The following is a 6,130-nucleotide window of genomic DNA, read 5'->3' on the forward strand; positions in this document are numbered from 1 at the left end:
AAAATGGATATATAGAACGATTTAACCGTTTCTTTAGGGAGGATATATTAGATGCCTATTATTTCAATGACATTTATCAACTTCAAAAAATAAGCGACAACTGGAGAGAAGACTATAATTTTAATCACCCGCATAAATCTTTAGGTAATATATCACCTAAAGAATTCATGCCCAGATTTGATGAAGAATTTAAATTCTTCATCAAATCTGACCCAAATAATAATTATTTATCGAAATTAGAGGTGTCCTAAGAAGGGGAAGTCTACACTTGTACTGTAAATTAGCTTTCACCATGTCACCAATATCTTTCGAATAATTGAAGTGTTAATTTGTACTAAAAAAACATTTATAGGATATTTTAGGAGCATCATACCAGCATTTCAATATTATTTTCTTGTAGCTTAACTTCTGATAGGTACGTGGAGCTTTAGTTTTTAGTGAACTGCTATTTTTTATAATTTTCTTTTACTTTCCTGAATATTATGAAATTTTAGCTTGAAAAATCACTTTCATAATAACATAAAATTTATAAAATCCGTTTGCTTATATTTTCAATCTTAAAATTGAAATGCGCCAATTAGCAACCAATTTATCAATCGGTTTTAGCACTTTAATTTCTACTTATTTATACAAAATCCTGTAGACCGAATTTATTTTCTAAAAATTAGAAATCGGTTAAACGGTAACATAATATCGACATAACCCTTATTTTTTTCGATTAAACAACATGTCACATTTTAAAATAGAATTTATTTTCTTATTTTACGTAATCTATTACTTACATGATTTATATAAAAATTCAAACATCAAAAATAATATACCTTACAACTAATTAAGCTATAGTTCACAACAAATAATTAATTAAAAGAATTACAAAAAATATTTTTATCCTAATAAAACAAAACCCAATTAGGAGAAAAGTCGTACGTAATTAAAATTCATCTTACGTTATTGGTATTTGAACGATACATAATGGCTTTTGAAAAGTTTAGGACATTTAGAATTTGAAGATTTCGATAATTTCAATTATAAAAAATAAAACAGACCTCCATAAAAACACTTCCATGAAAAAACCACACATAAGGATTCGCAATAAAAAAATGATGGTTCTTTTTTTATTTATATTATCATTTTTTACGGGATTATCCTCAGAAGCAAATCCAAGTATAGATAAAGATAGTATCACAAATTCATCGCTGCCTCATTTAACTATGCTTTTTGCGGATCCTATTTTAGATTTAAATAGTACTACAGTTGGTTTAGATAATGATTTACAGTTTAAACCCACTACAGGTTCAATCACTGCTATATTCAAAAATCCTACACTCTCTTCTGACACCAATACAATATTGAGTGCCACCATAGATTTCTCAGGAACTGTTGACGGTACTGAATTGATGTATATAACAAATCCAGGAGATTTGTATTATTTTACCGCTCTTACAGCTTCTAAAGATTATAACGTGGGTAGCTCTACAATCAGACTAGTACAGAACCTGAACAGTTTTACTATTACTGAAGTATCAGGAAACACTATCCCAAATGCTGACTTTATTACTTTTTTTAATACAATAACCTACGGAAACCTAACAAATACACCTACAGATGGTAACAGAATTGCAACAGTAACCATTACAGATGCAAATTTAGCAAGTACTTCTGCGCAAAGTATTATTAGAGTCTATACCACTCCCCCAAATGCTGTAGATGATTCTAATAGCATAGCGGCAAACACGACAGGTACAATCACTGGAAATGTATTAATCAATGATATAGGAAATATACTAACAGTTTCAGAAGTAGATGTATACCCTACTCAAGTTTCAAATTCATATACTACTTTGTATGGTTCCATAGTTATGCAATCAAATGGTAATTATACCTACAATGTAGATGAGACAAGTTCATCTATTACAGGCCTTAAAAACGGGGAATCGTTGATTGATATTGTTTCTTACACCGCTAGAGATAACTTAGGAATAATTGATTATGGAACTTTATCTATTACTATTAATGGTGTTGATGAAGCCCCGGTAGCTTTAGATAATACCGATGAAATTATAGTTGTCACAGAAACCAACGTTACTGGAAATATTATTACAGATGTCGGAGTAGATGGCGCGGACTCTGTAGATAGAGGTTTATCCACCTTAGTATGGGAAACAGCATTTAGCGATCCAGGGGGCTTCTTTGTAGATTATTCTGCACCAATAAACGGAACATCTAGGACTATTGATGGCGTACTACTTAATTTTAGCTCTACAGATGCCGGAGGAATAGGAATCGCAAACCAGAATCAAGTAGTAAACCAAACAAACTCCAATGGTGGCCACACGGGTTATTTAGGTTATGCCATTGATGCCTCTACCAATAATTCTGATTTTACAGAGTTGACGATTACATTTGATCAACCGGTATATAACTTGGGGTTTTTACTAGTAGATATAGATTTTTCCCAAGGGACAAGCTGGCAAGATCAAATCCAAATAAATGGCTCCTTAAACGGTACTGCTTCTAATTTTAAATTTGTGACAACTGGCGGTGTGGTTGATGCCGGAAACAATACTTTTTATGGTATAGGAAGTGCTATTCCTAGTGATGCCACGGGAAATATCAACGTGTTTTTTGAACAACCTATTAATGAATTAAAACTAAGCTATAGTTATGGTCCAGATGCAACCGATGCAGATCAAGGAGGTCAAATAGCAGGTGTCTCTGATATCTATTGGCAAGGTGGCACAGGTAATATAGTAATATCAGAAATTGAAGGTAATGCTGCTAATGTAGGTGTTACATATACTGGCACATACGGGTCAATTGTTGTAAATAGTGATGGTAGTTATACCTATACTCCAAATACAAGTAATCCTGCTGTTGCCGGTTTGCTAACAGGAGATACGCTAACTGAAACTTTTCTATATAGACTATCAGATGGCACAAGTTCTGATACGGCAGATTTAATAATTACATTAAAAGGTTCTAAAGAATTACCTACAATTAATATTGACACTCCTGTTGAAAAAGATGGTATTGTAAATGCGGATGAAGATAATGATGTTACGGTTTCTGGAACTACAACAGATGTAGAAGATAACCAAATAGTTACTATTACTTTTGATGATGGAGTTAATCCTATTGTAACAACAACTGCAACTGTAATTGGTGGTATATGGACAGCTACAGACGCAGACATTTCAGGTCTAAACAGTGGGACTATTACTATCACCGCAAACGTAGAAGATGTTGTAGCAAACCCTGCTTCAGATACAGAAAGTATCATTTTAGACAATGTTAACTCTAATGACTTAGATGATGATAATGACGGAATACTAGATATCGAAGAACTTAATTGTTCTCCAGGTTTTATAGATTTAGGTCAAACTTTTTCTACCACAAACGATCCCGGAACAATAAATAGTGTGTACCCTTATGATGATGTTAGTGCTAATTTTAGTTTTGATCTTCTAGGTACAGCAACATGGGCATCTGGAGTAAGTAACCAAAGTAACGGCTCTATATCGGGCGATTATATTAATGTACAACCACAAAATACAAATTTTGAAAATGGAGATGTTGCTGTATATACAATTGACTTTACTAATGGCCCCGTATATAATGTACAATTTAAATGGGGAGGTTTAGATAATTCTGACAGAGCAGATTTTAAAGCATTAAACTCAGGTACAAACAGCAGTGTTATACTTTCAAACCCCGATGCTAACATAACAATCACTGGTCAGTCAGCTTTCAGTACTGCTTCAGGTAGTAATGCTCCTAACAACAGCATTATTGTTTCAATACCAGGTCCCGTAACACAAATAACAATAATAGCGGGTAAAGAAAGTCCTTCAAACCCAGGAAACGTTACAATGCAATTGTACGAACTACAATATTGCACAGATAAAGATACTGATAATGACAATGTCCCAGATCATTTAGACTTAGACTCTGACAATGACGGTATTTATGATGCTGTAGAAGCGGGTCATAATGCTCTTCATTCTAACGGAGAAGTTACAGGTGCTGTCGGTACAGATGGTATTCCAGACGCTGTACAAGGAGCTGGTAATGAGGATGCTGGTACAGTAAATTATACCATTTCAGATTCAGAAACAACTCCAGATGGTATACCTAACTATTTAGATTTAGATAGTGATGGAGATGGCTTACCTGATAATGTAGAAGCACAAACCACTGCAGGATATATTTCTCCAAATGCAGACAATGCTACAACTTACACAACAAACAATGGTGTTAATAGTGCTTATTTAGGAGGTATAACACCTGAAAATACAGATGGTACAGATACCCCTGATTATATTGACTTAGATAGTGACAATGAAGGTGGTAATGATACTTCTGAAGCCGGACTAACATTAGCAAATAATGATGCGGACAATGATGGTTTAGATGATAATATTGATGCCACAACTGGTTATTCGGACCCTAATGGTATTATTAATGCACCTATATCTTTACCTAACACTCAAAATCCTGATACACCAGAAGTAGATTATAGGGATGATACAATATATGATCCTTGTGGAACCGTTGACACTGATGGCGATGGTGTGTTTGACAATTGCGATTTAGACGCTGATAATGATGGTATTTTAGATGCTGTTGAATGTGATGTAGTTGAATATAATGATTCATTCGAAATTCCAAATCTTGTTAGTGATACTGCTAACCCACCAAGTAAATCTGACGGTGATTTAGACGGAGAAATAGATATTTTTATAAACCAAACTTCAATCGAAGGTTGGGCTGTAACAAATGGAGGAACTTTTGATGTTATTTATGATCTATTTAATTCAAGTAAAGGATTTCAACATATTGATCTTTACGGCTCCCCGAGCCCTGCCAATATTCAAAAAACATATACAGGTTTCACCCCTGGCAGTACTGTAGATTTCTCCTTAGACTTTAGTTCTGCTGAAGCTGCTTTTGAAGCGAGTGTTTATGTTAATTACGGATCAGGAAGAGTGTTACTTACTGTTCTAAAACCTTCAAGCGTAGCTACTGTAAATGGAGCGTCAGGAGCAGGAAATAGAATTTCAACTGTTATATGGAATACATATGCACTAGAATTAAACCCTACTGGTACATCTATAACAATTGATATTGAATCATCTGGTTTATTAGGCACAGGAAGTACAGGCGTACTGATAGATAATATTCAATTGTCTCAACAATGCGGTGATTTTGACAATGATAATATTCCTAACAATCTTGATTTAGATAGTGACAATGATGGAATTCCAGATAATATAGAAGCACAAACCACTGCAGGATATATATCTCCAAATGCAGACAATACTGCAACTTACACAACAAACAGTGGTGTTAATAGTGCTTATTTAGGAGGTATAACTCCTGAAAATACAGATAGTACAGATACCCCTGATTATATTGACTTAAATAGTGACAATGAAGGTGGCAATGATACTTCCGAGGCCGGATTAACATTAGCTAACAATGATTCTGATTTAGATGGCTTAGATGACAACACAGATGCAACTACCGGCTATTCTGATCCTAATGGTACCATTGACAATCCAACTACGTTACCTAATAATCAAAATACATCAACTCCCCAAGTAGATTATAGAGATAGTATTTTAGATACAACTCCTCCTACTGCCCCTACATTGATAATTACCGAAGACACAAATAACGATGAGTTTATCTCTCTAAGTGAACTGTCTGATGATATAGGTGTAGAAATAACTTTACCTGCAGATGCTGTTGCCGGAGATATTGTTTCTGTTACTGATGGAAATGGTTTTACTGAAACTGTTACCTTATCTGCAACAGATATCTCTAACGGAACTGTAAATGTGGAGTTTGCAAGTCCTGGTGATGGAGGTACAATACTAGCTACTGCTTTTATTACCGATGTTGCTGGAAATGTAGGCGCTAACAGCGCTACTGACACCGCTGTTATTGACATTACAACACCTACAATTGATATTACCACGCCTATTGAAGGTGACGGTATTGTAAATACAGCAGAAGACGGGGATGTAACTATTTCTGGAACAACAACAGATGTAGAAGACGGACAAATTGTAACCGTAACTTTTAATGACGGTACTAATCCTGTAGTTACCACTACCGCTACCGTAAC

2 protein-coding genes are annotated in these 6,130 nt (G+C 34.6%); both read left to right on the forward strand.

Translation table 11 applies throughout. The features are described 5' to 3' along the window. The coding region (locus tag BLQ19_RS20550; RefSeq protein WP_139150312.1) for an integrase core domain-containing protein at positions 1–251 on the forward strand (251 nt) is incomplete at its 5' end. 813 nt (positions 252–1,064) lie between these two features. Further along, positions 1,065–6,130: beta strand repeat-containing protein (locus tag BLQ19_RS20555; protein ID WP_217637593.1), on the forward strand; the 5,066-nt coding region annotated here is incomplete at its 3' end.

This window comes from Cellulophaga baltica, assembly GCF_900102165.1.
Taxonomy (GTDB): Bacteria; Bacteroidota; Bacteroidia; order Flavobacteriales; family Flavobacteriaceae; genus Cellulophaga; species Cellulophaga baltica.